The sequence below is a fragment of the Selenomonas timonae genome (assembly GCF_014250475.1).
GTDB classification, from domain to species: domain Bacteria; phylum Bacillota; class Negativicutes; order Selenomonadales; family Selenomonadaceae; genus Centipeda; species Centipeda timonae.
Window position 1 is genome coordinate 1,832,477 of sequence record NZ_CP060204.1, and the last position, 24,900, is coordinate 1,857,376.

Consider the following 24,900-nt stretch of genomic DNA (forward strand, 5'->3'; position numbering starts at 1 on the left):
GTCATGGGAAAGCAGGGGGATATTGGATCGTAAGATGAAGCAGGAACGTGTCTTGGTTGCAATGAGCGGAGGAGTGGACAGTTCGATGACAGCAGCGCTGCTCCTTGAGCAGGGCTATGATGTGATTGGTGCGACCATGCGTCTCTCAGAGGACAGCCGTGAGGCTCTGTCGGAGGAGAATAACGGAGAGATGCCGAGCAGTATTGTCGACGCGCGGCGCGTGGCAGATGTGCTTGGCATCCCGCATTATGTGGTCGATTTTATGTCATCGTTCGAGCAGACGGTAATCGGCTATTTCCTCGATGAATATCAGCGCGGACGTACGCCGAATCCATGCGTTGTCTGCAATCGTCATATCAAATTCGGAGCACTCCTCCAAAAGGCAGCAGAACTCGGTGCCTCATATATTGCGACGGGGCATTATGCGCGCGTTGAACGCGGTGCGGATGGCATATATCGCCTGCGGAAGGCGCAGAACTATGCAAAGGATCAGTCCTATGTGCTCTATCATCTGAATCAGGAGACACTGGCGCATATCCTGTTTCCGCTCGGCAGCTTCAGCAAGGATGAGACACGACGTATGGCGGAGGAATATCATCTGCCCGTTGCCCACAAGGCTGAGAGTCAGGAGATCTGCTTTGTCCCTCATGATGATTACAAGGCATATCTGCGCAAGAAGCGTCCCGCATCTGTTCAGCACGGCGAAATTATCGATCAGTCGGGGAATGTGCTCGGCATGCATGAAGGTGTTTCGTTTTACACCATCGGACAGCGCAAGGGGCTTGGCATCGCTGCGCCTGAGCCGCTCTATGTGACTGCGCTCGATCCTGTCGAGAACCGTGTAATTGTGGGGGCGGCAGATGAGGTATATGCACAGGAGCTCATTGCATCGCATCCTCTCTGGACGATGTGGGATGTGCTTCGCGAAGAGCGTACGGTGCACGCAAAGATCCGCTACGGGAAAAGGGAGGCGACGGCAGTCGTTTCACCGTACGGGGATGACAGTATATGCGTTCGTTTTGCAGAGCCGCAGCGTGCTGTGACGCCAGGGCAGTCAGTTGTATTTTACGAGGATGATATCGTACTGGGCGGCGGCGTCATCGATGAGGTGATTGCCTGACTTTCCGGTAAAGTAAATAGGGAGAGGGGATTGTGATGATGAGCCGAACCATGAAAGCAAAGGTCGCATGTGCTGTACTGCTTGCCGTTGCAGTGCTGCTATCGGGGCTATTTTGGTATTTCCGCATCTATACGAAGACGCCGGAATATGCGCTCCGAACCATTGAATCAGCATTGGATCAGCATGACGAAGCTCTTTTCCTGCGCCATGTCCAATTGGATGCTGTGTTGGACACGGGATACGATGACTTTATGACGGGTACGATGGATGCGGAGTTCGGTCATTCGCACGAGGCATCGGCAGCGCTTGAGGATTTTTCCAAAATGCTCAAGCCTGCATTTATCAGCATGCTCAAGGATGCAGTACATACGCGTCTGACAACGGGGGAATGGCCTTCTGTCAATCCTGCGGATGAGGCTGCAGATACGGAGAACATTCTCTCGCGCATCGGCGTACGTGACCTGACATTCCGCGAGATCGCGAACCTGACGCAGAATGATGAGGCGCAGACCGCCGAGGCGGATGTCATCGCACATCAGGGAGAGGCAGACAGCGACTTCACGTTCAAAATCCTGCTCGCCCCCTCCGAAGAGGGGGATTGGCAGGTTGTATCCATTCAGAATCTGCATGAATATGCCGTCGTATTGCAGCAGGCGCGCCGTCTGCGCATTGAATCCTATCTCGAGGAGAGTAATGCCATCATCGCACGTCATGACCAGACGGTGGGCGCCGCTCAGCTCCGCCTCTACTCCGTCCTTGGTGCGGGTGCGCTCGGCAGTCAGGCAACGCGCGATATGGCGCGTCAGATCATGGAGCAGGACATCCTCGCGGACTGGCAGGAGCGGAGAGACGAGCTCTCTGCTGTCTCCGTGCCGCGCAGCATGCAGAGTCTGCAGCAGCTGCGCCTCAAGATCTGCGATCTGCATATTGCATATGCGCAGGGCTACGCAACATGGATGACGGATAAGAATGCAGCGACCATTCGTGCCGCCGAAAACAGTCTGCGTCAGGCGGAGGTACTCGAAGTGGAGGCGTCGTTCCTCGTACAACGCGCGAAGCGATCATTCGGAGATAAAATGGAGTAAGGGGAGAGAGTATGCTCGACTCGAGCAATGATACGGTGGCAATTCTCTACGATATTGAGAACGCACCGATTGAAATGCTTCAATATACAATCGATCAGGCACAGCGCTATCAGCCCTGCCGCATGATCGTTGTCTCGGACTGGGAGGCGCATCCCGAGCAGAAGCGATGGGATCGGCTCATGGAATACCCGGATCTGACCTTTCGGCAGATCAGCCGCACCTTCTATGGAAAGAACTCTCTGGATTCCGCGCTCTATGATGCGGCACAGATGCTCTATCAGGAAGGTGTGCGCAAATACTTTATCATTACAACGGACTCGGATTTTGTGGACATTGCACAGTCCCTGAATGCGGAGGATCCGTCCTATATCGTTGGCGTTGGAACGAAGCAGGCAAGCGAGGATCTACGCAATGCCTACAATGAATTTTTCGTCTATCCGCCAGAACCGAAAACGATGGGAAAGACAAAGAAAAAGGATGTGCAGAGTGCAGAGGTGAAGAACGTGGCAAAGAAGAAATCATCAGAGGATAAGAACGCAAAGCAGAAGCCGACGGCTGAGCAGACGGCAAAAACAGCAGAAGTGAAAAAAAATACAGGAAATTCTCCAAAGAAGAAAGCAGTGGCCGAAAAGCCCGCAGAAGAGTCGACGAAATCCGCATCCAAGGCAAAGAAAAAGCAGGCGCAGAAGACAGCGCCTCCTTCTGACGCTGTGCCGACGCCGGCGATGAACGGCTTTTTGACGGTACGTCTGCCGAAGACGTTGCGTAGCTCGCTCGAGCAGAAGATGTTGGAGGAGGAAGTCTCTCTCGATGAACTCGTGACCTATCTCCTTATGCGTGGGCTTGCGTCAAAGTAACAGGAACTGTAATGATGAAAAAAGAAGAGCGTGTCCTGCTCTATCAGTTCCCTGAGGAGCAGATTGTGACAGCGCACGATGCGCTTCGTGAGCTTGGTATTCGCGTGCAGATTCTTCCCGCAGATGCGTGGCGTGAGAAGGTCGGCTATCTGCTCGGATATAAGGGCTATAAAGCCGCATTGCCTCAGGAGGACACGTATTTTGACTTTTCGCACCGCCTGCTTCTGCTCGAGCATATTCAGGGGAAGCGTCTGACGAAGGTTCTCCTGGCACTTGAGGAGGCCGGCATCCCACGCATTACGTATAAATCGGCGATCACGCCCTACAATACGCTGTGGACACTGCGCTATCTGTGTGAGCATATGGCGAAGGAGCACGCGGCGACCGGAGGAGACCGGGAGGGAGATATATGATGAAGAGATTTCTTGCAGCAGCACTTTCCTGCTTGCTGCTCCTTATGGCGGGCTGCGGAAGTCAGCCGCAGGAGAAGGAGAAAAAACTCTCAAAGCTGACCATCGGGCTCATGCCCGATACAGACTCCATTCCGTTCATCATCGCCGCAGAACATGGCTATTTTGCGGAAGAGGGCGTCGAGGTGGAGCTCGTGCCGTTTAAGAGTGCAATGGAGCGCGATGCGGCACTGCAGAGTGGGAATCTTGACGGTGCAATCTCCGATCTGCTGGCCGTCATCTTTGCTCGCTCGGGCGGCTTTGCCGTTCATGCGACATCCTACACGGACGGGAATTATAATCTCGTTGCCGGCAGGAACTCCGGGATTGCTGCATCTGCTAATCTGCGCGGCAAGGAGATCGCCATTTCCCGCAATACCATCATCGAGTATGTGACGGATGAGATCCTTGCGGTCAACGGCATTGAGGAGCAGGATGTCTCGAAGGTTGTCATCCCGCAGATTCCCGTGCGCCTCGAGATGCTCCAGAGCGGAAATCTCGCAGCTGCAGTCCTGCCCGAGCCGATGGCGAGCGTTGCTGTTGCGTCCGGAAGCCGTTATGTGACGGGGTCGGGTGAGCTTGGTATCAATCCAGGCATAATTGTGTTTTCGGATGCCTCCATTCAGGAAAAGGAGGCGTCCATACGTGCGATGTACCGTGCCTATAACAAGGCTGTCAACTATCTCAATAATACGCCGCGTACAGAGTATATTGATCTCGTGATGGAAAAGAGTGGCTTTCCCGCGCCCGCCCGCGATGCACTTGAACTCAAGCCCTATCGCTCTGCTGGTATGCCTGCACAGAAGGATGTGGAGGAGGCTGTTCACTGGGTCAAGAGCAAGGATCTGGCAGGAGACTACAGCTACGATGACCTTGTATCGAAACTGCTCGCGGAGGAGAAGTAATGCCATATCTCTCCCAGACGAGTGCCCCCATTCAGGAAGCATTGGAGCGCATGAAGCGCGCGCGCCTTGTCCCGTTCGACGTGCCAGGGCATAAGCGCGGGCGTGGGAATCCGGAGCTTGCGGCATTCCTTGGCTCAGCTTGTCTCGATGTCGATGTGAACTCCATGAAAATGCTGGACAATCTCTGTCATCCCGTCTCTGTGATTCGGGATGCAGAGATTCTTGCTGCAGAGGCATTTCGCGCTGCGCACGCATTCTTCATGGTGAGCGGTACGACGGGATCGGTACAGGCGATGGTGCTCTCGGCGGTGGGGCGGGGTGATAAGATCATCATGCCGCGCAATGTGCATCGCAGCGCAATCAACGCACTCATCCTCTGCGGCGCCATTCCGATCTATGTCAACCCCGGGATCGATGATATGCTTGGTATCGCACTCGGTATGCGCGTCGAGGATGTGGCGGCTGCGATTGCATGCCATCCCGATGCCAAGGCGGTATTTGTCAACAATCCGACGTATTACGGCATCTGCTCCGATCTGCGCGCGATTACAAAGCTTGCACACGATCACGGAATGAAGTTGCTCGTAGATGAGGCGCATGGAACGCATCTCTATTTCAGCGATCGACTTCCAACAGCAGCCATGGATGCGGGTGCAGACATGGCTGCGATCAGCATGCATAAATCCGGTGGCTCTCTCACGCAGAGTTCGATTCTGCTCTGTGCCGACAGTATGCCGCTCGGCTATGTTCATCAGATCATCAACATCACACAGACGACGAGTGCGTCCTATCTGCTCCTGGCGAGTCTTGACATCAGTCGGCGGAATCTTGCCCTGCGCGGTCGGGAGGTGATCGACAAGATCATCGATCTCGTCGCTTATGCGCGCGATGAGATCAATGCCATTGGCGACTATTATGCCTACGGGCGTGAGCTGATCAACGGGTCTGCCGTATACGATTTCGACATGACAAAGCTCTCCATCTTTACACGCTCGACGGGGCTTGCCGGCATTGAGGTCTATGACATCCTGCGCGATGACTATGACATTCAGACGGAGTTCGGCGATATTGCAAATCTGCTTGCATATGTCTCCGTCGGGGATCGTCCGAAGGATGTGGAACGCCTTGTGGCGGCGCTCGCTGAGATTCGGCGCAACTACCGCAAGGATTCGTCCAAGACCCTCAGGATGGAGTATATCGATCCCACCGTTGTCTGCGGACCACAGGATGCCTTCTATGCGGAAAAAGAGTCACTTCCGATTGCAGAAACCTGCGGACGTATATGCAGTGAATTTGTCATGTGTTATCCACCCGGCATTCCGATTCTCGCACCAGGGGAGCAGATTACGGAAGAAATCCTGACCTATATTCGCTACGCGAAGAAAAAGGGCTGCCAGATCACGGGGCCCGAGGATATGAGCATACAGAGGCTCAATGTGATGACGGAGCGTTAGACTATGGAATTTTGGTATACGGAACAACATACGCCCGATGTGCGCTTTTCGATTCGTGTGAACCGCCAGCTTTACAGCGGCCAGAGCGAGTTTCAGCGCATTGATGTGTTTGAGTCACCCGAGTTCGGGCGATTTTTGACGCTCGACGGCTATATGATGCTGACAGAGAAGGACGAGTTCATCTATCACGAGATGATTACGCATGTGCCCATGTGCGTACATCCAGAGGCTGCGGATATCCTCGTCATTGGCGGCGGGGACGGCGGGACTGTGCGTGAGCTTCTGCGCTATCCGTCCATACGTCGTATTGACCTTGTAGAGATTGATGAAATGGTCGTCGATGTCTGTCGGGAATATTTGCCGTCTACAGCTTCGGGACTTTCTGACCCGCGTGTCAGCATTCACTATGAGGATGGTCTGCGCTTCGTACGCAAGCCGATCGACGCCTATGATCTTATCATCGTGGACTCGACCGATCCGTTCGGGCCGGGGGAGGGGCTTTTCACGAAGGAGTTCTACGGGAACTGCTTCAAGGCGCTGCGCGCGGACGGCATTATGATCAATCAGCATGAGAGCCCATTCTACGAGCAGGATGCCTATGCAATGCAGCGGATGCATCAGCGCATAGTCCATTCATTCCCATTTAGTCGTGTGTATCAGGTGCATATACCGACCTATCCATCAGGGCACTGGCTCTTTGGTTTCTCATCCAAGAGCCGCCGTCCCGTGGAGGGTGTGGACTTTGCACGCTGGAAGGCACTTGGCATCAAGACGCGTTACTATAATACCCAGCTGCATGCGGCTTCTTTTGCCCTGCCGAACTATGTGGAGGAGATACTCGAAGATGTGGAACCGGAACATTGAAACCTTTCTCGGCTGCGACGGCACATACGAGGAGAGCCATATCGTGATCTTCGGCGCGCCGTTTGATTCGACGACATCCTATCGCCCCGGAACGCGGTTCGCCGCGCGTACGATGCGCGCAGAGTCGTATGGGCTCGAGACGTACAGCCCCTATCAGGATCTCGATCTCGAGGATGCGCGCGTCTTTGACGGCGGCGATTTGGAGCTGCCCTTCGGCGACACCGCGCGTGCACTCGATATGATACACAGCTATGCCGCGAATGTGCTTGCGGACGGCAGACTTCCTCTGCTCATCGGCGGCGAGCATCTCGTCAGCCTTCCTGCGATTCGGGCTGCGGCGGAGAAGCATCCCGATCTCGCCGTGATCCACTTTGACGCGCATACGGATCTGCGCGACGAATACCTCGGCAACCGTCTCTCCCACGCAACTGTGATTCGCCGTGTCTGGGATATTCTGGGAGATGGACGAATTCATCAGTTTGGCATCCGCAGCGGAGAGCGTGCGGAGTGGGAGTGGGCGCGCGAGGGACATACGAATCTTCGCCCTTTCACCTTTGACGGACTTGCAGGGGCAATCGAAGCGGTCAAGGATCGCCCCGTCTATCTCACCATTGATCTGGACGTACTCGATCCCTCGGCGTTCCCGGGAACGGGGACACCGGAGGCGGGCGGCGTGACCTTTGTCGATCTCATGAAAGCGACGCTGCGCATTATCCACGGCTGCAATATTGTCGCCTGTGATATGGTGGAACTCTCGCCGCCGCTCGATCCGAGCGGCACGTCGACGGCAACGGCGCTCAAACTCCTGCGTGAGATGCTGCTCGCGCTCGAGGAGGATTTTATACGACCACAGACCGCATGATGATTTCCATTTGATACCTGCGGGGCGATTTGGTATAATAATGCGGATATTGCTAAGAAAGATGGTGTAGGTAATGAATGTAACGGAACAGGATCTCACGACTACGGCGCATCTCTCTCGCCTTGCGATTCCTGCGGAGGAAAAGGAAGAGGCGCTGAAATCGCTGGGAGACTTTCTCTCGTATGTGGATAATCTCTCAAGTGTAGATACAGACGATGTGCAGCCGACGACGTATGCTCTGCCCATCGAGAATGTCTTCCGTGCGGACGAGGTGCGCCCGTCCCTTTCCAATGAGGCGGCGCTCTCGAATGCCCCGCTGCAGGAGGACGGCTATTTCAAGGTGCCGAAGGTACTCGAAGGCTAAGGAGGATCTGTTTTGAGTCTATATGAAAAACCGGCGCATATCCTTCACGATATGCTGACGCGCAAGGAGATCTCTGCGCGTGAACTGATCGAGGATGTATGTGCACGCATGGATGCCGTTGAGGGCGAGGTCGGTGCATATCTCTTGGATACGCGCGAAGCAGCCCTTGCCGAAGCGAATCGCGTGGATACCAAGATTGCGGCGGGAGAGGAGATCTCTTTCCTCGCAGGAATTCCGGGCGCAATTAAGGACAATATCTGTACGAAGTCTGTACGGACGACGGCAGGATCGAAAATATTGGAGAGCTTCATTCCGCCCTACGATGCAACGGTCATAACGAAGCTCCATGCGGAGGATGCCGTCATTCTCGGCAAGGTGAATCTCGATGAGTTTGCAATGGGCGGCTCAACGGAGAACTCGGCATTCCAGCCGACGCACAATCCGTGGGATACGTCGCGCGTTCCCGGCGGCTCCTCGGGCGGCAGTGCGGCGGCGGTCGCGGCGGGCACGGCAATCTGGGCACTCGGCAGCGATACGGGCGGCTCGATCCGTCAGCCGGCATCGTTCTGCGGCATCGTCGGCCTCAAGCCGACCTATGGGCGAGTCTCCCGCTATGGGCTCATGGCATATGCCTCCTCGCTCGATCAGATCGGGCCTCTCACGCGCGATGTCACGGATGCGGCACATATCATGAATGTGATTGCAGGGCATGATGTGATGGATTCGACCGCAAGCAAGGCGGCGGTTCCTGACTATACAGAAGCACTTCGTGCAGATGTGAAGGGGCTGAAGATCGGTCTGCCCAAGGAGTATTTTGTTGCAGGCATGGACAGCGAGGTAGAGGCGTCCGTCCGCAAGGCGATTTCCGACTTTGAAGCGATGGGTGCGGAGGTCAGAGAGATCTCCCTGCCGCATACGGACTATGCCGTATCGACCTACTATCTGATTGCGCCTGCCGAGGCTGCGACGAATCTCGAACGCTACGACGGCGTCAGCTACGGCGCCCGCGTGGACGGTGAAGATCTCGTCGACATGATGACACGCACGCGCACGGAGAAATTCGGCGCAGAGGTCAAGCGCCGCATTCTCATCGGCAACTATGCACTTTCTGCAGGCTATTACGACGCCTACTATCTCAAGGCGCTCAAGGTGCGGACGCTCATTCAGCAGGACTTCACGCGCGCCTTTGAGGAGGTCGATGTTATCATGACGCCGACCGCACCGACCCCCGCCTATAAAATCGGCGAGATGTCGAATCCGCTCCAGATGTACTTGCAGGATATTTCGACCGTTCCGGTCAACCTCGCGGGGCTCCCGGGCATCTCCGTACCCTGCGGCTTCACTGCTGCCGGACTTCCCATCGGACTGCAGATCATCGGGCGGCCGCTTGCCGAGGAGACGATCCTGCGCGCGGCATACGCCTATGAGCAGGGACATGACTTTCATACGAAAATGGCGCCGATTGGAGGAAGGGCATGAAATACGAAACCGTCATCGGCCTTGAGATTCACTGCGAGCTCAAGACAAAGACCAAGATTTTCTGCGGCTGTGCCACGGGATTCGGCGCAGATCAGAATACGCATGTCTGTCCCGTCTGCCTCGGACTGCCCGGCGTTCTGCCCGTTGTCAATCGCCAGGTCGTGAACTATGCCATCAAAGCGGGGCTTGCGACAAACTGCACGATCAACGGGTACAGCAAGTTTGATCGCAAGAACTACTACTATCCCGACCTGCCGAAGAACTTTCAGACCTCACAGTTCGATCTTCCGATTGCCGAGCATGGTTGGGTGGACATCGACACGGAGGCGGGGAAGAAGCGCATCCGCCTGACGCGCATCCACATGGAGGAGGATGCGGGCAAACTCGTGCACTCCGGCACGACGATCAAGGACTCCGCCTCGTCCAATGTGGACTACAATCGCACGGGTGTCCCCCTGCTCGAGATCGTCTCCGAGCCGGATATGTCCTCGGCAGAAGAGGCGCGCGCCTACATGGAGAAGATCAAGACGATCATGGAGTACATCGACGTCTCCAACTGCCGTATGGAGGAGGGCAACCTCCGTGCAGACATCAACGTCTCCCTGCGTCCCGTCGGCTCGGATGTACTTGGCACGCGCACGGAGATGAAGAACATCAACTCCTTCAAGGCGCTCGAAGATGCAATCAACTACGAAATCGAGCGTCAGACTGAGGTGCTCGAGGACGGAGGTCATATCATACAGGAAACCCGCACATGGGATCCCGAGCGCGGCATTACCCTCTCCATGCGCAGCAAAGAAGAGGCGCACGACTACCGCTATATGCCAGAGCCTGACCTGCCGCCGATCGTGACGAGCGCAGAGGAGATCGAGGCAATCCGTAAGGAGCTGCCCGAGCTGCCCGACGCGAGACGTGTACGTCTGATGGACGAGGCGGGGCTCTCTGCCTATGACGCAGGGATCATTACGAGTTCGCGCGCAATGGCGGAGTACTACGATGCCATCACTGCGACAGGAGCGGACGCAAAGCTCGCGGCAAATTGGCTGATGGGCGATCTCGCGAAAAACCTTAACGCAGAGGGCAAGACCATCGAGGAATCTCCTGTCGATGCAAAGCGCCTCGGCGAAATGATTCTCCTCATTTCAAAGGGTACAATCTCCTCGAAAATAGGCAAGACCGTGTTCAAGGAGATGTGGACATCGCCCGATGCGCCCGAAAAAATCGTGAAGGACAAGGGGCTTGTCCAGATCACGGATACAAAGGAAATCGAGGATATTGTCGATCAGGTCATCACCGCAAATGCGAAGGCGGTCGAGGACTACAAGGGGGGCAATAAGAAGGCAATCGGGGCACTTGTCGGACAGGTCATGAAGCAGTCCAAGGGCAAGGCAAACCCGCAGATGGTCAACGAACTCTTGGCAAAAAAACTCGGCTGACAGCATGAAAACAGCCTTTCCGCAGGGGAAAGGCTGTTTTTTCAAAGGAGGGTATTTCCATGCAGTATGAAGCAGCTATATTCGATCTGGACGGCACATTAGTAGATTCACTTAATGATCTTGCGGACAGCGCGAACGCTGTTCTCCATGCGCATGGATTTCCCCTGTATGATGTGGAGGCATACCGCTACTTTGTTGGCAATGGATCGCGCAAGCTCATCGAGCGGATTCTGCCTCCAGGTCGCGCAGCAGATGCAGCATTCGTGCGTGACTTTATGGCGGAGTATAAGGCGCGCTATGCTTCACATCTGCTTGATAAAACGAAGCCGTATGAGGGAATCATGGAGATGCTGGAGGAACTGCGTCGGCGCAGCATCCCGATGGCAGTCTGCACCAATAAGCATCAGTCTGCGGCAGAGGCAATCATGGAGGAGCTGTTTCCACGCGATATGTTCTGCGAAATCATTGGAGATCAGGACGGTCTTCCACGCAAGCCCGACCCGCACAAGGTACTTCACATTATGACGAATATGGGCGTTGCGGGGGATAAGGCTCTGTATTTCGGCGACACGAGCGTGGATATGGATACGGCACGCAACGCCGGGACGTTTGCCGTCGGCGTCCTCTGGGGATTTCGTCCGGCTGAGGAACTGACCGAGCACGGTGCTGACATCCTCTTGAAACATCCGATGGAACTATTTGAAAAGGTGACATTTGCAGAGCGATGAAATCAAAAGAGAAGACGAAGCGATCCGCAGAGATGATTCCCGTCCGCAGGGGCCAGGTCTATGAAATCCAAATCGACCGCCTTGGCACAAGTGGGGAAGGCGTCGGACGATATGAAAACTTCACCGTTTTTGTTCCGAATGCACTGCAAGGCGAGCGTGTCTTAGCTGTGATCGATGAGGTCAAAAAGACCTATGCGCGCGGACGGATCCGGAAGATCCTGCAAGAGAGCCCCGCTCGCGTCGCGCCGCGCTGTGAAATCTACGACGCATGCGGCGGCTGTCAGCTCCAACACCTCTCCTATGAGGCACAGCTGCATGCCAAACGTGCGCAAGTCGTAGAGGCATTGACGCATATCGGTAAGCTCCCGCAGATTCCCGTGAACGAAACACTGCCTGCGGATGACCCGTGGAACTATCGGAACAAGATGCAGTTTCCCATTGGCGTCGATAAAGGCCGGCTCGTTGTCGGCTGCTTCGCACAGGGCAGCCATCGCATCATCAACACGGAGAACTGCCACATCCAGCGCAGTGCGAACAACGAACTCGCAAACACCGTGCGCGAGGTTGCCGAAAAACTGCACATCCCCGTCTACAACGAGGACACGCACAAGGGTATCCTGCGCCACATCGTCGGGCGCGTCGGACGTGGCAACGAGTTGATGGCAGTCATTGTCACAGCGACCAAGCAGCTGCCGCATGCCAAAGATTTTGTTCGTCTGCTGCGCGAACGACTGCCGCATCTCGTCAGCGTGCATCAGAACATCCAGACCTATCGGAACAACGTCATTATGGGGCGTGATACCGAGTTGCTGTGGGGCAGACCAACCATTTTGGATACCTTGGGACGGCTGAACTTTCACATCTCCCCGCGCTCCTTTTTTCAGGTCAATACGAGGCAGGCGGAGCGTCTCTACGAGCAGGCACTCGCCTATGCCGATCTGCACGGCACGGAGACCGTCATCGACGCCTACTGTGGAACGGGCACGATCACCCTCTTCCTTGCACAGAAGGCGCGCAAGGTCTACGGCATCGAGATCGTGCAGCCCGCCATCCTCGATGCGCGGAAAAATGCACGCGACAATCACGTGAAGAACGCCGAGTTCATCGTGGGGGACGCCACTGCCGTTATGCCGGCACTCTACAAGCAGGGTATCCGTCCCGATGTCGTCGTCGTCGATCCGCCGCGTGCCGGCTGCACCGAAATCGTCCTCCGCACCTTCGCCAACATGAAACCGCAGCGCATCGTCTACGTCTCATGCAATCCCGCCACACTCGCGCGTGACCTCGCCATATTAAAAGACCTCGGCTATATCACGCAGGAAGTCCAGCCCGTAGATTTATTTCCGCAGACTTCGCATGTTGAAAATGTGGCGCTTCTTATGCGAAAATCCATTTGAATGGACATCGTGAGAAAATGATTTTCGATGGAAACACGTGGAAGACAAGTATTTTACAGTACATTCTTCACTTTGCCGGAGAGATAATCTACAAAGGAACAGCCTGTATCCCCGAACGGTTTTTATCTTAATCACTAACCATCTATCATTATCTGTATATTCGACAGCGCGGATCAGCAAAACGATCGTCATTCCCGTATCTGACTTTCTGAAGAAGCTCGGGAAGGTATCTGATGATGATTGGGACAACATAACTGATCTGCTCATGCGGTATATGGAGCGTCATGGAATCGAATAGAAAAATTTCGTTTTGACCGTCCGGAGGTGATGCTCCGGGCGGTTTTATGGTATAGTATAGATAATGATGAATTATGATTTTCTTGCACCATATATATTCGCATGATGATGAACGCCAGTAAAATTAAAGTCTGAGAGGAATATATAATGATTGATAATGACAACGTAATCGACATCCCGAGCCTGCAATGGTACCCGGGGCACATGCGCAAGGCAGAGCGGCTTGTCAAGGAGAATCTGAAGCTGGTCGATGTGGTGGTGGAGCTGCTGGATGCGCGGATTCCGCTGAGCTCGGCGAATCCTGTGCTGCGTGAGATTGTGGGTGGAAAGCCGCGTTTGATTGTGCTCAACAAAGCGGATCTTGCGGATGAGACAGCGACGCGCACATGGGTAAAATATTTTGCGGCGCAGGGGATCACGGCAGTGCCTGTGGATGCGGTGAAGGGGCACGGCGTGAAGGAGCTCGTACAGGCGATTGCAAAATGTGCAAAGCCGAAGACGGATAAACTCGTTCAGCATGGTGCAAAGGCGCGTGCGGCGCGATGCATGATCCTCGGCATCCCGAATGTGGGCAAGTCCTCCCTCATCAACCGTCTGTCGGGCGGAACGAAGACGAAGGTGGAGAACCGCCCTGGCGTGACGCGTGCAAAGCAGTGGATCAGACTCGGAGCGCAGTTGGAACTGCTCGATATGCCAGGGATTCTCTGGCCGAAATTCGAGGATCAGCAGGCGGCGCTTCACCTCGCATTTACGGGCGCAATCAACGACAATGTCTACGACGTGGCGAGCGTCGTCCTCCTGCTGCTCAATACGCTGCGGGAAGCATACCCCGCCGATTTGGCGGCGCGCTATCGCATGGAAGGAGACCTGCCGTCCGGCACAGAGTTGCTTGAGGAGATCGGACGCAGACGCGGCTGTCTGCGGGCGGGCGGAAAGATCGACTACGAAAAGGCGGAACAGATCGTGTTGACGGATTTTCGTAGCGGACGCCTCGGGCGGGTCACGTTGGATTCCTTGCCTGACATGTCATTCGACGGAGATGTACGGTAAAGGAAATGGAGAAAATGACGATAAAAGAAATAGAGAACGTATTTCTCCAAGGCGATGCCCCAGCAGAGTTCATCGAACTCTGTCGGCATGACTCAAGAAAATCGGTTCAGACAATTCTACGTCGCTACGAAAGGGCACAGAAGGAACGTGAGCGGTTGCACGCGATGTATGCATATGAGCGCGCTGCAGCAGAGGCGGGACGCACGATTGTTGCGGGCGTAGACGAGGCTGGACGCGGCCCTCTCGCAGGTCCCGTTGCCGTTGCCGCCGTCATTTTGCCGCAGGAATGCCATCTACCGCGCCTCAACGACTCAAAGAAGCTCTCTGCTGCCGTGCGCGAGGCGCTGTACGACGAGATTGTCAATGCTGCGATTTCCTATCATGTCACTCTGATTGATGCAGAGACGATCGACCGCATGAACATCTTGCAGGCAACGCGGATGGGGATGTATGAGGCGATTGACGCATTGTCGCCTACGCCAGACGAGGTTCTGATTGATGCCGTGGAGCTTCCGAAACTCACGATGCCTTCAAACTCCATCATCAAGGGGGATGCCAAGTCTGCATCGATTGCTGCGGCCTCGATCTTGGCGGAGGTGACGCGCGATCATTTGATGGAACAATACGATACAGAATATCCGAACTATGGCTTTGCAAAGCATAAGGGCTATGGAACCCAGGAACATATCGACGCGATTCGCAAATATGGTGTCTGCCCCATTCACCGTAAATCCTTCGAGCCGATACGCTCCATGCTGAACAATATATAACAGAAAAGGCTGTGAACACCGTGTCGATGGAAGCAAATACTACAACAGCATCTCCCGTCATTCCTGCCGCATCCCAGATTTCGCAGGGGAAAACGACCGAGGCTGTTCAAAATCGTGGAAATCAGGGAGATTCGTCCGCTGCATTCAGCCAGCGGACGAATGTCTCGATTGAAACTGCCATCGACCATATGGCGGATGTTCTCGCGAAGATCAGCGGACGCCAGCAGACGAATGTGCAGCAAATGCCCGCCGAACTCAAGGAAGTCATCCAGAATATGATGCGGCAGTCCTTTTCGATCGAGACGACGCTCGGACAGGGGCTCGGCAGCACCGCTGCCAGTCAGCGCTTCTCGACCGATCAACTCACGACGCTCGCGCGTATGCTCAACCAGCTGGGGACAATGGCGGAGGAGGGCGGATCCCCACAGGTGAGCGATGATCTTGCAGCACTCCTCACGGGGCTGAAGTCCGCGCTTGCAAAGGAATCCGGCGGAACATTCGAGCCGATCATGCTGACAAAGGCGGCATTTCAACTGCTCGATACCGGGAATGCGGAGCTACTGCCGAAGGAATTGCAGACTTTTCTCACACAGCTGAATGCGCAGGGAACTGCTGTGGGGACATCGGGCGGGGCGGGCTCGACCTCGCTCTCTTTCCTGAATCAACTGGTTCAGCTCCTCATGCCGCGCGATGCGGAAGCTGCGCCGCAGCCAATGACGACAAACACAAATTCACAGGGTGAAAGTGCACAGACTCCGCCGAGTTCCACAGGGGGACAGGAAGCGCGTGCATCTTCGTCCGCACAAAACGCAATTCCTGCAATGCCCGAGGAAGGACAACCTGAACAGCAAATGCCACGTGCACAGACTGGAATGACAGCCACGGATACCTTGACAAAGGAAAACGCATCGCCCGCGCTGCGACAGGCAGGGACTACGCCACAAGAAAACGTCGGAAAGGCTGCGACAGAGATGCCGCAGCAAAATGCAGGAAAAACAATGCCTGATGCTCCTTCGCCTTCCAATAACTCTTCCGCGCAGAATGCTCAGAGCGCATCCAATGAAGCGGGAAGTGCGCAGAAAACAATGTCGAACGAGGCTCCCCAAACGGGGACGCACGCCGAACGCGGACAGAATACAGCACCGCCGACCGGGAGTGCCAACACTCCCATGCAGACGGGCAAAGAGCCGACAAATGCGATGCCGCGTCAGGGTGACCCTGCCGCCACTCCGGAAAACAAGCCTTCCACAGATGTGAGCACACGAGCATCAACCAATACGGAAACACAGACTCAGTCCGCAAGATCCGCTCCGCAGGCAGAGGCAACGGTGCAGACCGCACGCCCAAAGACGGGAGCCGAGACAGAACTTGCCAATGCAGCAAAATCTCCGTCGCAAGCCGCCGCCCAGATGAAGTCCCCAGAGATACAGAGTGCGATTCCGCGCTTCTTCACACAGACGATGGAGAACACGCCGCAGACGATGAATGTCCTGCGGAATCTCGCACAGTCGCTTCTCCAAAATGAGAATCTGAACCCGAAAGAGACACTGCTGCTGCAAAACTTTGTCAGCGGACGCGGTCAAACGCTCAGCGAGGGAGATGCGAAGCAGCTCCAACAGCTCATCCAATTAACCCAGCAGAATATCCCGGGAACCGTGCGTCAGGCAGCACTTGAACAGCAGATGCTCGACCTCCCGCGTCTGTGGGCATTCATGCAGATGGCGGACATTGTAAAGACGCGCAGGATGACGGCAGAGCAGTACAAGCGTGCGGGTAGGGATGTCGCGGCACTTGCCCTCACCATGCGCAACGCACTTGAGGGCGAGAATGCCGCCCCACAGCCGGGGCAGCGCTCGATGAATTTCGTCATGCCGCTCTTCATGGGCGCATCCGAATATCCCGCCTACATCCATGTTTACGATGAGACAAAAAAGGATGAGGAAACGGATCTCGTCAAGAAGGAGACCTGGCTGCGTATCTGCGTGCTCACAGACAATATCGGCACGGTGGAGCTCATCAATCGCATCTACGAGGAGAATCACGTGGATATGCGGCTCTATTTCTCCGACGCAGACGCGGCATGGGAGTTTCGCAATGCGCTCGACAGCATACGGGAGACGGCGGACAGTACCTCCCTCATCATCGAGGGCATCCAGATCGGCGCCATCGGTGAGCGGCGTTTCTTTACAAACTGACGGAGATAAGTACGTGCTCCCCGCTTGACGGAGAACGCTGCTCCTCGGTATAATGTGGACGAATAAATAGCAGTCACAAGGATGGGTGAGAGATGGCGGAACATTGGGATCAGGACACTTCGCCTGTCGATGATATGCCGGCGTCAGAGGAACAGCGCGCGGTTGCGATCAAATATGATGTGAAAAACGACCGTGCCCCGCGCGTGACGGCAAAGGGGCGCTCGCTCGTCGCCGACCGCATTCTTGCGGAGGCAAAGAAGAACGGAATCCCCGTCTACCAGAATAAATCCCTCGTCAATATGCTGATGGCGCTTGAGATCGACCGCGAGATTCCGCCGGAACTCTATCGCACGATTGCAGAGATTCTCGCACATGTCTACCGCATTGACCGCCATGCGGGTGAACGGAGACTGTCATGAGCAGTAAGACGCTCGGTGATCAGGGAGAATCCTGTGCTGCAGAGTATCTGCGCCGACAGGGCTGCCGCATCCTCACGCGCAACTATCGGTGCAAAATCGGCGAGATCGACATCATCGCAGACGATCATGGAACACTCGTCTTTGTCGAGGTGAAGACGCGCCGCAGTATCCGCTGTGGAACGCCTGCAGAGTCGGTTCACTACCGTAAGCGTCAAAAAATCGTACAGACGGCATATTGGTACCTGCGTGAGCACCATATGGAGAACGCGCATTGCCGTTTTGATGTGCTTGAGGTCTACGCTGTCGGCGACACATGGACAGTACACGCAATCAAGAACGCATTTGAGGTATAGTTTTAGATGTCGGCGTATTCCTGCGAGCGCCCACATCTTTTTATTTTTGCAAAAATTGAATCACATCCGTGAGTATGCTATAATGGGAATCAAAGTGTGCGGCATGTGGAAGCCGCGATAGGGAGGTATCATCTTGAATGTTGCAAAGCCGATCTACGTCATCGGGCACCGCAATCCGGATACAGATTCCATTTGCTCTGCGGTCGGATACGCGCATCTGAAACAGGCGATGGGCGTCAATGCCGTTGCGGCACGTGCCGGTAAGGTGAATAAGGAGACGAAGTTCGCACTCGAGTATTTCCATGTCGAGCAGCCGCTCCTCATTCCCGATCTCTATCCGCGCGTCAAGGACATTGCGATGGACTGCAAGATTGTCGTTCGTCAGCATGACACCCTGCGCAATCTGGGCGAGGTGCTGCGCGAGAACGATCTGCGCTCGATCCCCGTGACGGACAGCAAGGGCATTCTCGTCGGCATCGTCTCGGTCAGCGATCTTGCAAAGCGCTATTTCCAAGAGCTCGGCATGACGAATCTCTCGGATATGCGCGTGCGCTATCGCGACATCATCCGTGCGACGGACAGCAATGTGCTCGTCGCCGGGGAAGAGGGCGAGACGATCAAGGGACAGATTCGCATTGCCGCCGGCAGCGTAGAGACCATCCATAAGCTCATCAAGGAAAACGACATTGTGCTCGTCGGCGACCGTCGGACAGAGACGATTCTCGCCTGCATTCAGCAGGGCATCGCCTGCTTGATTGTGACGGGAGATGGGCGCGTGCCCGCAGAGGCACTTGAGGAGGCAGAGGCACGCGGGATCTTCGTGCTATCGACGCCGTATGATACCTATACTGTGGCGCGTCTCATCAACCAGTGCGTCCCAATTCGGCGGATCATGCACGACAATCCCGTCTGCTTTAAGCCGCTCGACCTCCTCTCGGATATCAAGGGGACGATGGAGGAGACGAATTTCCGCAATTACCCCGTGCTGGAAAACGGGCGCATCGTAGGCCTTGTCAGCCGCGACCGCCTCGTCGTCTCGGAGCCGGCGCAGGTCATCCTCGTGGATCACAACGAGCGCAATCAAGCGGTCGAGGGGATCGAGGAGGCGAAGATCATCGAGATCATCGACCATCATCGCTTCGGCGGCATCAGCACGAGCGAGCCGATCTACACACACGCGGAGCCGGTCGGCTGCACGGCGACGATTGTCTCGAATATGCACTGGCAGAACGACATCGACATCCCGCCGTCGATCGCAGGACTTCTGCTCTCGGCGATCATCTCGGATACCGTGCTCTTCAAGTCCCCGACCTGCACGCCGAAGGACAAGAAGGCGGCAGAACGACTCGCGGACATTGCAAACGTCGATCTGAACACCTACGGACTCGAGATGCTCAAGGCAGGCTCCAGCATCGGCAATATGTCTCCGATGGAGATTGTACGCAACGATCTCAAGGAATTCACCATCGGTGCATATCGCGTCATTGTCAGTCAGACCTCCGTCATGGATACGAAGGAAATCATGGCGAAGGAGGACGAGCTCCTCGCTGCGATGAAGAGCATCTGCGACTCCGAAGGGTTTGACCTGAGCCTCGTCATGATTACGGACATCCTCGAGGAGGCGACCTATCTGCTCTTCACGGGATCGCCGCGCACGCTGATCGGCGAGGCTTTCCGCAAGGATACGAGCGGGACGCATCTCTATCTGCCCGGGGTCATGTCGCGCAAGAAGCAGATCATTCCGCCGCTCTCGGAGGCGGTCAAGCGGATCAAGACGTAACGGTAAATATTTCTATGACGGCAGGGGCGGAGTTGGCCAGATGTGGCGGCCCCGCCTTTCTTATTTGAGACAAAGGAGTTTCCATGGATCTATTTCAGGGGCTGAACGAGCCACAGCAAAAGGCCGTTGCCTGCCTTGAGGGACCTCTCCTCATCGTGGCGGGCGCCGGCTCCGGCAAGACGCGTGTACTGACCTTCCGCATTGCAAACCTCTTGGAGCAGGGGGTTCCGCCGTACCGCATTCTTGCCATCACCTTCACGAACAAGGCGGCGCGCGAAATGCGCGACCGTGTGGACACGCTGATCGGGGATGCTGCGCACGATGTCTGGCTGAGCACGTTCCACTCCTTCTGTGCCCGTTTCCTACGCATGGAGATCGAGCAGCTCGGCACCTATGCGAAGAACTTTGTCATCTATGATGCCTCGGACTCAAAGGCGCTGATCCGCGAATGCCTGAAGGAATTGAATATCGACGAGAAGCATACGGCACCGGGCGCCGTCCAGTCTCATATTTCGGATGCGAAGAACCGCCTGCTCGATGTCAAGGCATTCACGGCACAGGCGACGGATTTCTTTGCGGAGCAGGTGGCAAAGATCTACGAGCTCTACCAGTCGAAGCTGCGCGCAAACAATGCACTGGATTTCGACGATCTGCTCATGCTGACGGTGGAGCTGCTCACAAATAACGCTGGGGTACGTGAAAAGTACCAGAAGAAATTTCACTACATCCTCGTGGACGAGTACCAGGACACAAACGGCGCACAGTATGCGATTACGAAGCTGCTTGCCGAGGGACACCGCAATATCTGCGTTGTGGGTGATGCGGATCAGTCGATCTACGGCTGGCGCGGTGCGGACATGAGGAACATTCTGAACTTCGAGCGCGACTATCCCGAAGCGACGGTGATCCTGCTCGAGCAGAACTACCGCTCGACTAAGAACATCCTCGCAGCGGCGAATGCCGTGATTGAGAACAATCTGACGCGCAAGAAGAAGGAGCTCTGGACGGACAATCCTACGGGTGATCCCATCACCGTCTATGAGGGCGGGACGGAGAAGAACGAGGCTGCCTTCATCGTGCGCGAAGTGGAGCGTCTGCACACGATGTTCAACGCGAAATATGGCGATATTGCCATTCTCTATCGTACGAACGCACAGTCCCGCAACATCGAGGAAGCGTTCTACGCAACGGGCATTCCGTATTCCATGGTCGGCGCGGTGCGCTTCTATGACCGCCGCGAGATCAAGGACATCATTGCCTATCTGCGCGTGATCTACAATCCACGCGATACGTTGAGCCTCCTGCGCATCATCAACGTGCCGAAGCGTGGACTCGGTCAGACAACCCTTGGGCGCATGATCGAGAAGGCGGCGGAATACCGTATCTCCCTCTTTGAACTTATCACGGACGAGCAGCTCCTCAGCACGATTCCAAAGCTCTCTGCAAAGGTAAAATTCGAGCTTGAGGATTTCTCCGCCCTCGTCTTTACCTACATGGGACAGCTCGGCACGCGGCCATTGCACGAAATTGTCGAGGACATCATTGAGGAGTCGGGCTATTCCGCCGCACTCGAGGACGATCCGAAGGAGGACAATCGCGACCGTCTCGAGAATCTGCGTGAGTTTATCAGCGTGGCAAAGAATTTCGAAGACGGCGCGGAAGAGGGAGAGAACGGGCTGGAGGATTTCCTCGCACAGATCTCGCTCATCTCCGACGTGGATGAGACGGAGCAGTCGGAGGGCAGCGTAACTCTCATGACCTTCCATGCGGCAAAGGGACTGGAATTCCCGACCGTCTTCATGGCGGGCATGGAGGAGGGGCTCTTCCCACATTCACGCACCCTGCTTGACGATACGGAGATCGAGGAGGAGCGGCGCACCTGCTACGTCGGCATTACACGCGCCGAGCGCCGTCTCTATCTCACATACGCGCGTCAGCGCACAATCTACGGGCGGACGGAAATGTCGCGCCCCTCGCGCTTCCTCGCGGAGATTCCCGAGGAGCTTGTGGAGCATAAGACGGCGGATTTCTTTGCGGATGCGGGGAGTTCACACGGGCGTTCCGATGTATGGGGACGCGGCTCCGGCGGTGGTCGGCGCTCCTATCTGCCCCCGCCGCCGCAGCATACAGCAGAGGACGGGAGTGTCATCCGCCCCGACACAGAGGCGAAATTTGCGGCAGGTGACGCCGTACGCCACAGCAAATGGGGAGACGGGCACGTTGTTGCAATCAGCGGCTCGGGCGAGGACGCAGAGCTGACGATTGCGTTCCCGGGCGAAGGAATCAAGAAATTCATACAGAAGTATGCACCGATTTTGAAGCTGTGAGGAAGATATGAGCGACATCGTGGATATCAAGAGCGAGCTCGCAGAGCTGCGGAAGAAGATCCGAAAATATTCTAAGCAGTATTATGACGCAAATGCATCGGATATTTCCGACTATGACTTCGATATGCTCATGCAGCGTCTGAAAGCAATCGAGGCGGAGTATCCGGAACTCATCACGAAGAATTCGCCGACCCAGAAGGTGGGCGGCAGTGCACAGCGCGAGGTCGGCGTACTCGTTCGCCATGATGTCCCCATGCTTTCTCTGCAGGATGTATTTAGTGAAGAGGAAATACGCTCCTTTGTCGCTGGCATTCTGTCGCATTTTCCGACAGCGGAATTCGTTGTCGAGGAAAAGATTGACGGACTCTCCCTCGCACTCCGCTATGAAAACGGTGCGCTTGCGCGTGCCATCACGCGCGGCGACGGAACGGTGCAGGGCGAGGATGTCACGCTGAATGCACGTGCAATCAGTGATGTTGTCGAGCAACTACATGAACATATCCCATACTTCGAGGTGCGCGGCGAGGTCTATATGGAACGCGCGGCATTTGCCGAGGTCAACGAGCGGCAGGAACTCCTCGGGCTGAAACCGTTTGCGAATCCGCGCAACTGTGCGGCAGGAACGCTGCGTCAGCTGGACGCACGCGTAACGCGCGAGCGCAGACTCTCGATGTTCGTCTTCAATTTGCAGCGTGCAGAGGGGCGCACATTCTCCTCGCATACAGAGGCATACGACTTCATGCGCGCGCAGGGGATCAAGATTATTTCAAACTATCGTGTCTGTCATACAGCGGACGAAGTCTGGAACGCAATCACGGAGATCGGTGTACGGCGCGGAGATCTTCCCTATGACATCGATGGTGCTGTTGTCAAGGTCAACGATTTTGCAGAGCGCACGGAGCTGGGAGCAACGGCAAAGGCGCCGCGTTGGGCGATTGCCTACAAGTATCCGCCCGAGGAAAAGGAGACCGTTCTGCGTGCGATTGAGCTGTCCGTGGGACGCACGGGGCGCATTACGCCGACGGCGGTATTCGACCCCGTGCAGCTCTGCGGTACACGCGTCGAGCGCGCAACCCTGCACAATCAGGACTATATCGACAGTCTGGACATACGGATTGGCGACACAATCCTCGTCTATAAGTCGGGTGAAATCATCCCGCGCGTCAAGGCGGTCATCAAAGAGAAACGCCCGCAGACAGCGGAGCCGTATCTGATCGGCGACCGCTGTCCCGTCTGTCATTCCCATGCCGTCCGCGAGTCTGATACGGCGGACATCAAATGTCAGAATCCCGCCTGCCCTGCACAGGTGGAGAATCACATCCTGAACTTCGTCAGCCGCAATGCAATGGACATCAAGGGCTTTGGGGAGTCTGCTGTTATTGGACTGACGCACGAGGGTTATCTGCATGACATTGCGGATATATATGCTCTGCATTTACATCGCGAGGAACTGATTGCGTCCGGCATCATCGGCCGTGAAAAGAGCGTGGACAATCGTCTTGCCGCAATCGAGGCGAGCAAGGCGAATACACCCGACCGCCTACTCACGGGACTGGGGATCTCCGGCATCGGGCGTGCGGCGGCAATCTCTCTCATGCAGGCATTTCCCTCCATTGACGCCCTGCAGGAGATCGCAATCACAGGGCCGGAGCGCATCCTCGATGTACCCGATATGGGCGAGATCAGTGTGCAGAAGCTCACGGAATTCTTCGCATCGGAATCGGGAAAAGCGTTGCTCGACAAATTCCGCGCTGCTGGCGTGAACTTTGAGAGTGCCCCCATTGTGCGCGCAGGGACGGCGCTTGCGGGAAAGAGTTTTGTCATTACGGGAACGCTGCCAACGCTCTCGCGCGAGGAATGCGCGGCGCTGATTACTGCACACGGAGGCGTCGTGAAAGGATCGGTATCGAAAAAGACCGATTATCTTGTCGCGGGGGAAGCCGCAGGAAGTAAACTCCAAAAGGCGGAAGATCTCGGCATTCCCGTATTGGATGAGGCAATGCTCAGAGGGATGATCGGCGCGGATGGAAAGGACATCATATGAAACTCAGCAGATATATTGATTCTTCTCCTCTGAATCCCTCCATGACAAGCGATGAGGTGCGTGCGGCAATCGAGGAAGCAGTGCGGCTGGAATGCCGTTCGGTCTGTGTACAGCCCTCGGATATCCCTCTCGCTGTCCGTCTTTGTCGGAATACAGATACGCACGTCTGCACGGTGCTGGACTTCCCGCATGGGAAAGCGCCCGCCGCAGTCAAGGAGATCGAGGCACGCTACTATATGGAGTACGGCGCCGAGGAACTGGACATGGTGATGAACTACGGTCTCGCACGTTCCGGACAGTGGGAAGAGGTCGAGGAGGAAATACGCGCCGTTGTTAATGCGGCGCATGCACGGAATGTTATTGTGAAGGTGATCTTCGAGGCAAGTCAGCTGACAGCGGAGGAGATTGCACGCGCAACAGAAGTCAGCATTGCTGCGGGTGCGGATTTTGTTAAGACGGCGACGGGCTTCTTCGGTACGGGAGCAACGGAGGAGCAGCTGCAGATCATGCTGGACACAGCACATGGGCGGTGCAAGGTCAAGGCATCCGGCGGCATTCGGGACTATGCAACGGCAAAGGCATTCTTGGAGATGGGTGTCGAGCGTCTCGGCATTGGCAGCTCTTCCGTTCCAAAGATCCTTGCCGAGGAAGCAAATTCATAGGGA

At 55.7% G+C, this 24,900-nt stretch carries 22 protein-coding genes; all 22 read left to right on the top strand.

Annotated elements, in window-relative coordinates; translation table 11 throughout:
• Positions 1-34: 34 nt before the first annotated feature.
• The 22 genes from mnmA (at position 35) to deoC (ending at position 24,897) form a co-directional block, all read left to right on the top strand.
• Positions 35-1,120 carry a tRNA 2-thiouridine(34) synthase MnmA gene (mnmA, locus tag H1B31_RS08830; RefSeq protein WP_185980043.1) on the top strand — a complete coding sequence of 362 codons (1,086 nt, stop codon included), beginning with the start codon at positions 35-37 and terminating at the stop codon, positions 1,118-1,120.
• 35 nt (positions 1,121-1,155) lie between these two features.
• On the top strand, positions 1,156-2,205 hold the full coding sequence (locus H1B31_RS08835; RefSeq protein WP_009440225.1) for a hypothetical protein: 1,050 nt from the start codon (positions 1,156-1,158) through the stop codon (positions 2,203-2,205).
• An 11-nt stretch (positions 2,206-2,216) separates the two neighbouring features.
• On the top strand, positions 2,217-3,062 hold the full coding sequence (locus H1B31_RS08840; protein ID WP_009440224.1) for an NYN domain-containing protein: 846 nt from the start codon (positions 2,217-2,219) through the stop codon (positions 3,060-3,062).
• Between the two features lie 11 nt (positions 3,063-3,073).
• Positions 3,074-3,475, top strand: coding sequence for a DUF3783 domain-containing protein (locus tag H1B31_RS08845; RefSeq protein ID WP_185980044.1), 402 nt, complete (start codon positions 3,074-3,076; stop codon positions 3,473-3,475).
• Positions 3,475-4,416 (top strand): ABC transporter substrate-binding protein, encoded by a 942-nt coding sequence (locus H1B31_RS08850; protein ID WP_185981273.1) that lies wholly within the window; start codon positions 3,475-3,477, stop codon positions 4,414-4,416. Before H1B31_RS08845 ends, H1B31_RS08850 begins: the two co-directional genes overlap by 1 nt.
• Positions 4,416-5,870 (top strand): aminotransferase class I/II-fold pyridoxal phosphate-dependent enzyme, encoded by a 1,455-nt coding sequence (locus H1B31_RS08855; protein ID WP_185980045.1) that lies wholly within the window; start codon positions 4,416-4,418, stop codon positions 5,868-5,870. Before H1B31_RS08850 ends, H1B31_RS08855 begins: the two co-directional genes overlap by 1 nt.
• Positions 5,871-5,873: 3 nt before the next feature.
• Positions 5,874-6,734: a polyamine aminopropyltransferase gene (gene speE, locus H1B31_RS08860; protein WP_185980046.1), complete on the top strand. Its 861-nt coding sequence runs from the start codon at positions 5,874-5,876 to the stop codon at positions 6,732-6,734.
• Complete coding sequence (gene speB, locus H1B31_RS08865) at positions 6,715-7,596, top strand: agmatinase (RefSeq protein ID WP_185980047.1); 882 nt, start codon at positions 6,715-6,717, stop codon at positions 7,594-7,596. Before speE ends, speB begins: the two co-directional genes overlap by 20 nt.
• Before the next feature lie 73 nt (positions 7,597-7,669).
• On the top strand, positions 7,670-7,960 hold the full coding sequence (gene gatC, locus H1B31_RS08870) for an Asp-tRNA(Asn)/Glu-tRNA(Gln) amidotransferase subunit GatC (RefSeq protein WP_009440218.1): 291 nt from the start codon (positions 7,670-7,672) through the stop codon (positions 7,958-7,960).
• Positions 7,961-7,972: 12 nt separating this feature from the next.
• Entirely contained in the window at positions 7,973-9,439 is a 1,467-nt protein-coding gene (gene gatA, locus H1B31_RS08875) for an Asp-tRNA(Asn)/Glu-tRNA(Gln) amidotransferase subunit GatA (RefSeq protein WP_185980048.1), read from the top strand.
• Positions 9,436-10,875: an Asp-tRNA(Asn)/Glu-tRNA(Gln) amidotransferase subunit GatB gene (gene gatB / locus H1B31_RS08880; protein ID WP_185980049.1), complete on the top strand. Its 1,440-nt coding sequence runs from the start codon at positions 9,436-9,438 to the stop codon at positions 10,873-10,875. The genes gatA and gatB overlap by 4 nt, the downstream gene beginning before the upstream one ends.
• Positions 10,876-10,934: 59 nt before the next feature.
• Complete coding sequence (locus H1B31_RS08885; protein ID WP_185980050.1) at positions 10,935-11,603, top strand: HAD family hydrolase; 669 nt, start codon at positions 10,935-10,937, stop codon at positions 11,601-11,603.
• Positions 11,600-13,000 (top strand): 23S rRNA (uracil(1939)-C(5))-methyltransferase RlmD, encoded by a 1,401-nt coding sequence (gene rlmD, locus H1B31_RS08890; protein WP_185980051.1) that lies wholly within the window; start codon positions 11,600-11,602, stop codon positions 12,998-13,000. Before H1B31_RS08885 ends, rlmD begins: the two co-directional genes overlap by 4 nt.
• 444 nt (positions 13,001-13,444) lie before the next feature.
• On the top strand, positions 13,445-14,347 hold the full coding sequence (gene ylqF, locus H1B31_RS08895; protein ID WP_185980052.1) for a ribosome biogenesis GTPase YlqF: 903 nt from the start codon (positions 13,445-13,447) through the stop codon (positions 14,345-14,347).
• A gap of 5 nt (positions 14,348-14,352) precedes the next feature.
• Positions 14,353-15,117: a ribonuclease HII gene (locus tag H1B31_RS08900; protein ID WP_185980053.1), complete on the top strand. Its 765-nt coding sequence runs from the start codon at positions 14,353-14,355 to the stop codon at positions 15,115-15,117.
• Positions 15,118-15,143: 26 nt separating this feature from the next.
• Entirely contained in the window at positions 15,144-17,312 is a 2,169-nt protein-coding gene (locus H1B31_RS08905; protein WP_226372164.1) for a hypothetical protein, read from the top strand.
• A gap of 92 nt (positions 17,313-17,404) precedes the next feature.
• A complete protein-coding gene (locus H1B31_RS08910; RefSeq protein ID WP_185980055.1) occupies positions 17,405-17,731 on the top strand; it encodes an EscU/YscU/HrcU family type III secretion system export apparatus switch protein in 327 nt (108 codons plus the stop codon).
• Positions 17,728-18,084, top strand: a complete 357-nt coding sequence (locus H1B31_RS08915) for a YraN family protein (RefSeq protein ID WP_185980056.1) — start codon at positions 17,728-17,730, stop codon at positions 18,082-18,084. Before H1B31_RS08910 ends, H1B31_RS08915 begins: the two co-directional genes overlap by 4 nt.
• Before the next feature lie 133 nt (positions 18,085-18,217).
• Positions 18,218-19,864 carry a putative manganese-dependent inorganic diphosphatase gene (locus tag H1B31_RS08920; RefSeq protein WP_037345808.1) on the top strand — a complete coding sequence of 549 codons (1,647 nt, stop codon included), beginning with the start codon at positions 18,218-18,220 and terminating at the stop codon, positions 19,862-19,864.
• Positions 19,865-19,947: 83 nt separating this feature from the next.
• Positions 19,948-22,191: a DNA helicase PcrA gene (pcrA, locus tag H1B31_RS08925; RefSeq protein ID WP_185980057.1), complete on the top strand. Its 2,244-nt coding sequence runs from the start codon at positions 19,948-19,950 to the stop codon at positions 22,189-22,191.
• A 7-nt stretch (positions 22,192-22,198) separates the two neighbouring features.
• Complete coding sequence (ligA, locus tag H1B31_RS08930; RefSeq protein WP_185980058.1) at positions 22,199-24,235, top strand: NAD-dependent DNA ligase LigA; 2,037 nt, start codon at positions 22,199-22,201, stop codon at positions 24,233-24,235.
• Complete coding sequence (gene deoC / locus H1B31_RS08935) at positions 24,232-24,897, top strand: deoxyribose-phosphate aldolase (RefSeq protein ID WP_185980059.1); 666 nt, start codon at positions 24,232-24,234, stop codon at positions 24,895-24,897. Before ligA ends, deoC begins: the two co-directional genes overlap by 4 nt.
• Positions 24,898-24,900: the final 3 nt, after the last annotated feature.